The 5,347-nt window shown below is 61.7% G+C and carries 4 protein-coding genes; 1 reads left to right on the top strand and 3 read right to left on the bottom strand.

Annotated features, from left to right (window positions below):
- From traG to QD409_RS35015, 3 genes are all read right to left on the bottom strand, one after another.
- The coding region (gene traG / locus QD409_RS35025; protein ID WP_430764990.1) for a Ti-type conjugative transfer system protein TraG at positions 1 to 1,483 on the bottom strand (1,483 nt) is incomplete at its 3' end.
- Positions 1,480 to 1,713 (bottom strand): conjugal transfer protein TraD, encoded by a 234-nt coding sequence (locus tag QD409_RS35020; protein ID WP_430764989.1) that lies wholly within the window; start codon positions 1,711 to 1,713, stop codon positions 1,480 to 1,482. The genes QD409_RS35020 and traG, both read right to left, overlap by 4 nt.
- Positions 1,703 to 1,990: a TraC family protein gene (locus tag QD409_RS35015; RefSeq protein ID WP_430764988.1), complete on the bottom strand. Its 288-nt coding sequence runs from the start codon at positions 1,988 to 1,990 to the stop codon at positions 1,703 to 1,705. The genes QD409_RS35020 and QD409_RS35015 overlap by 11 nt, the downstream gene beginning before the upstream one ends.
- A gap of 221 nt (positions 1,991 to 2,211) precedes the next feature.
- On the opposite strand from QD409_RS35015, the gene traA reads away from it, so the two are divergent.
- On the top strand, positions 2,212 to 5,347 hold a 3,136-nt coding region (traA, locus tag QD409_RS35010; protein WP_430764987.1), incomplete at its 3' end, for a Ti-type conjugative transfer relaxase TraA.

Raw genomic sequence — 5,347 nt, 5'->3', positions numbered from 1 at the left:
MGCGCGCCTCTTCGAGAACGCGCATGTAGCCGAGCAGGTCGACCTCATCCAACATGAACAGCGCCCGGCGCTGAAACGCGCCGTCGGCCTCGATCATGGCATTGATAAGCGAGCCGACGATGACACGCCCGATCCCGGGATAGGAACGCAGGATCGACGCGGGGATGTTGAGGAACACGTCTTTCTTGCCGCCGATGAGATCGCTGGGCTTGAACATGTTGCCGCAGACAAGGGCCGCGTAATTGTCGAGCGACAGCCATTGCGTATCCTTCGACGCGGTCGAATAGACGCCTGAGAACGTCTGCTCGGTCATGTTGACGAACACGCCCAACGTTTCTCTGATGAACTTCGATGCTGAATTCTGCTGGATGTCGCGGAGCATCGCGAGCACGGAGGTCTCCGGCTCGGAGACGATCTGACGAAGACTGCGCAGGTTTCGCCGTCCTGCATATTCCGGTGACAGCATCACATGCGCAAGAAGGCCGGTCAGCAGATTGTGCGCCTGCGATTGGAAGTATGACCCGGTCGACGATTCGAAGCGCACGCTTTCCGACAACAGCATGTGGGCGATGCCGACAATGTCCTGTTCTTTCTGCTTGGAGGTCTCGATGCCATCAAGCACGTTGAAGCCCATGATCGGGTTTGTCGGGTCGAGCACCATCACCTGACGTCCGAGTTTCTCCCGCCGATGCTCGACGACTATGGGCGCGACCTCGGTGGACGGGTCGAGGCAGATCAGCGGTCCGGAATATCGAAGCGCTGTCGGGATCACGTTGCTGGTGGTTTTGTACCCACCGGACCCCGCAAAAAAAAGCATGTGAGTGGAATCGAAGTCTTGGCGGTAGGTGAGCAGCGGGGCTTTGCCGCCCTGTCCCCAGGTCGCCCGATCGTTTGGATCGAAGGGCAGCTCATGAACGATTTCCCTGTCGACACGGTAGCGCTCGCCGACGACAATCTCGCCGTCGTCGGGAAAGAGCCGGCCCGACGCGGACATGGAGAGCCAGTCCGCGTCTCCAAAGGTACCGCGCTTAGCGCGCTTCACCGGTTCGGAGACGACCGTCGAGATGCGCGCGGACGCCGCCGTCGCCATGAAACCGACGACGGCGCCGACAACCGCGACGATATCGATGAACGACAGCGCCTGGTTCCATGTCACCGCGCCGCTCTCTACGGACGGTGAAAGCCGACCGAATTCCCGCAAAGCATAAAAGCCAGCAACGAATAGGAAGCAGATGAGCGTCGCCATCGCGATCGGCTTTCGCCGATGCAATGGCAAAGCCCAAACCGTTAGAAGCCCCGTCAGGGGTCCGAACAAAAGAACCGGCACGGGAGAGGCTCGAAGAAACCAGTATTGTGTTTTCCCGCTCATGCCTGCGGCAATTTCTGGCCAACGCCAGCCGGCGACATAGGCCGCGAACGCTGTGACTATGATTGGCACGAGTATGAGCAACAGGCTCGGATGCGGCTTTGCCCTGATTGTCATTCTGCTGCCTCGACCATGAGCGGCGTGCCGACGTCCAGCATCTGGACTTTGAAAGCCTCCTCTCCGATCCCCCGGAGCCGCCGATGCTCCGGTGAACTCGGTGCAATCCTCGCAAGCTCGAGCAATCCGCCGAGCAGGAAGGCACGGTCTGCATTCGAAAGTCCCGCCCGAATGACGATGCCGCCGAGCAGAAACTTGTCTCTCGTCTCCCTCTTGCGGTCAGCTGTCATGAGAAACCTCCGTCTCCGCTCCAGCCCCACCATTTGCGTGTCCACGCGGCGCAGCAGATGCGCCACCAGACCCTTTCTTCTCGCCTTTGCGAAATCGCGCTGCGATCTCTTCGAAGATGCGATCGACCTCCTCATCAGCGATCTCCATTTCCGCCAGCCCCGACTTCGTCGCAGCGCGCGCGAAACGATCGGCAGATTTTACTATTAAAGTTTTCTTACGCTCTCGCAGCTTCTCGATCTGAGCGTCGATGTCCAGAATCGCCGATTTGGTCGCCATTATTCGTATCCTTCCAGGATTCGAGAAAATTGCAAATCAGCATTTAACTTACTAGAAAATAGTAGTCAAATATGCCACTGTGCACAAGTCCCCAAAACGTCGGTGCCGGAATTCCGGCTTGGCCGTCTTCCGGAAAAGCGGCATCGGTCCTTCGGTCCGATCGATTTGAGGGCGCAATATACGTCGCTGGCGCGACGTGCTCGAAAGGTCTGGAGACGTCAGTGGCGATCATGTTCGTCAGAGCGCAGGTGATCAGCAGAGGAGCGGGACGCAGCGTCGTCTCGGCCGCCGCTTATCGTCACCGTGCCCGGATGATGGACGACCAGTCGGGAACTTCCTTCAGCTATCGCGGCGGCGCGGCCGAACTGAAGCATGAGGAGCTGGCGCTACCGGACCAGGCTCCAGCCTGGCTGCGCACCGCGATTGACGGGAAGACGGTCGCGGCGGGGAGTGAGGCGCTGTGGAATGCCGTGGACGCCTTCGAGACGCGGGCGGACGCGCAGCTTGCCCGCGAACTGATTATCGCGCTGCCGGAGGAGCTGACGCGGGCGGAGAACATCGCCCTAGTGCGGGAGTTCGTGCGGGACAATCTGACCTCGAAGGGSATGATCGCCGACTGGGTCTATCACGACAAGGACGGCAACCCGCATATCCATCTTATGACGACGCTGCGTCCGCTGACGGAGGAGGGGTTCGGGCAGAAGAAGGTGGCGGTTCTTGGCGCCGACGGAGAGGCGCTACGCGTCGTCACGCCCGACCGGCCGAACGGCAAGATCGTCTACAAGCTTTGGGCCGGCGACAAGGAGACGATGAAGAGCTGGAAGATCGCCTGGGCCGAAACCGCCAATCGGCATCTKGCGCTTGCCGGGCATGATATCCGTCTCGACGGCCGCTCCTATGCTGAACAGGGTCTTGACGGGATCGCGCAAAAGCATCTTGGGCCGGAGAAGGCAGCACTCGCCCGCAAGGGCGTCGACATGTATTTCGCGCCGGCCGACCTCGCTCGCCGGCAGGAGATGGCCGACCGGCTGCTGGCCGATCCGCATCTGCTCCTGAAACAGCTCGGCAACGAGCGCTCGACCTTCGATGAGAAGGACATTGCCAAGGCGCTGCATCGCTATGTCGACGATCCCGTCGATTTCGCGAACATTCGCGCACGGCTGATGGCGTCGGACGATCTCATGCTGTTGAAGCCGCAGCAGGTGGACCGCCAGACCGGCAAGGTAGCGGAGGCGGCAATCTTCACGACGCGCGAGATGCTGCGCATCGAATATGACATGGCGCTGTCGGCGGAAGTCCTGTCGCAGCGCAAAGGCTTCGGCATCGGCGAGGGCAAGATCGCGGCGGCCGTCCGGGTTATCGAAACGGCCGATCCGGAAAAGCTCTTCATGCTCGACAGGGAACAGGTCGACGCCGTCCGTCATGTCGCTGGGGACCATGGCATCGCAGCCGTCGTCGGTCTTGCCGGCGCCGGCAAGTCGACGCTGCTCGCCGCCGCGCGCGTCGCCTGGGAAAGCGAAAGCCATCGTGTCTTCGGTGCGGCGCTTGCCGGCAAGGCTGCCGAAGGTCTGGAGGACAGTTCCGGCATCAGGTCGCGGACGCTCGCCTCCTGGGAACTCGCCTGGGCGAACGGACGCGATCTGCTCGGTCGGGGCGACGTCTTTATCGTCGATGAGGCCGGCATGGTCTCGTCGCAGCAGATGGCCCGAGTACTAAAGGCGGTCGAGGACGCCGGCGCAAAGGCTGTTCTGGTGGGTGACGCCATGCAGCTTCAGCCGATCCAGGCGGGGGCTGCCTTTCGGGCAATCGCGGAACGGATCGGCTTTGCGGAATTGGCCGGCGTGCGACGCCAGCGGGAGGAATGGGCGCGCGAGGCGTCTCGCCTCTTCGCTCGGGGCAAGGTCGACGAAGCGCTGGATGCCTATGCACGTGAGGGGCGGATTTTTGAGGCGGAGAGCCGGGCTGACGTCGTCGAGCGGATCGTCGCCGACTGGTCCGATGCGCGCCGGGATCTCATCCGGAACACTGTCGATAGCGAACAGCCGGTCCGTTTGCGCGGTGACGAACTTCTCGTTCTCGCCCACACCAATGACGACGTGAAGCGGCTCAACGAGGCGCTGCGTAAGGTCATGAAAGATGACGGCGCACTGACGGCCGCACGCGACTTCCAGACGGACCGCGGCGTGCGCGAATTCGCCGCCGGCGACCGCATCATCTTTCTTGAAAACGCCCGCTTCCTTGAACCGCGGGCGCGCAAGCTTGGACCACAATATGTAAAGAACGGTATGCTCGGCACGGTCGTTTCCACCGGCGACAAGCGCGGCGACCCTCTGCTGTCGGTCCGTCTCGACAATGGCCGCGACGTCGTCATTAGCGAAGACAGCTACCGCAATATCGACCACGGCTATGCCGCCACGATCCACAAGTCTCAGGGTGCCACCGTCGACCGAACCTTTGTGCTCGCCACCGGCATGATGGACCAGCACCTGACCTATGTGTCGATGACCCGTCATCGGAATCGGGCCGATCTCTATGCGGCACGTGAGGATTTTCAGCCGAAACCCGAATGGGGTGGAAAATCCCGTGTCGATCATGCGGCTGGCGTCACCGGTGAGCTTATCGAGACCGGGATGGCAAAGTTCCGGCCTCAGGACGAGGATGCCGACGAAAGCCCCTATGCTGACATAAAGATCGATGACGGAGCAGTCCATCGTCTCTGGGGCGTGAGTCTGCCGAAGGCGCTGGAACAGGCCGGCGTCTCGCAAGGTGACACGGTGGCGCTGCGCAAGGACGGGGTCGAACGGGTCACGGTCACCGTGCCTGTCGTCGACGAGACCACGGGGAACAAGAGTTCCGAGGAGCGGACGGTCGATCGGAATGTCTGGACTGCGGAACTCAAGGAAATGGCCGATGTCCGTCACGCGCGGATCGAGCGCGAGAGCCATCGGCCGGAATTGTTCAAACAGCTGGTCGAGCGGCTTGGTAGAACAGGCGCGAAGACCACCACGCTCGATTTCGAGAGCGAGGCCGGCTATCAGGCGCATGCACGCGATTTCGCCCGGCGCCGAGGTATCGACTTGGCTGCTGCGGTCGCGGCCGGAATAGAGGAGGGCGCCGCGCAGCGGCTGAAGTGGCTGGCAGAGAAACGTGAGCAGGTGGCAAAGCTTTGGGCGCGGGCGAGCGTGGCGCTCGGCTTCGCGATCGAACGCGAAAAGCGCGTGTCCTACAATGAAGAGCGCGCCGAAACCATTTCGGCACAAATCACGGCGAACCGAAAATATCTCATTGCGCCGACGACATCTTTTTCCCGAAGCCTCGACGAGGAGGCACGCCGCGCCCATCTCGCCTCGGATCATC

The organism is Rhizobium sp. BR 315 (assembly GCF_050577975.1).
Taxonomy (GTDB): Bacteria; Pseudomonadota; Alphaproteobacteria; order Rhizobiales; family Rhizobiaceae; genus Rhizobium; species Rhizobium miluonense.
Note: the sequence above shows the minus strand (reverse complement) of the source record. Positions and strands in the feature narration are given on the sequence as shown.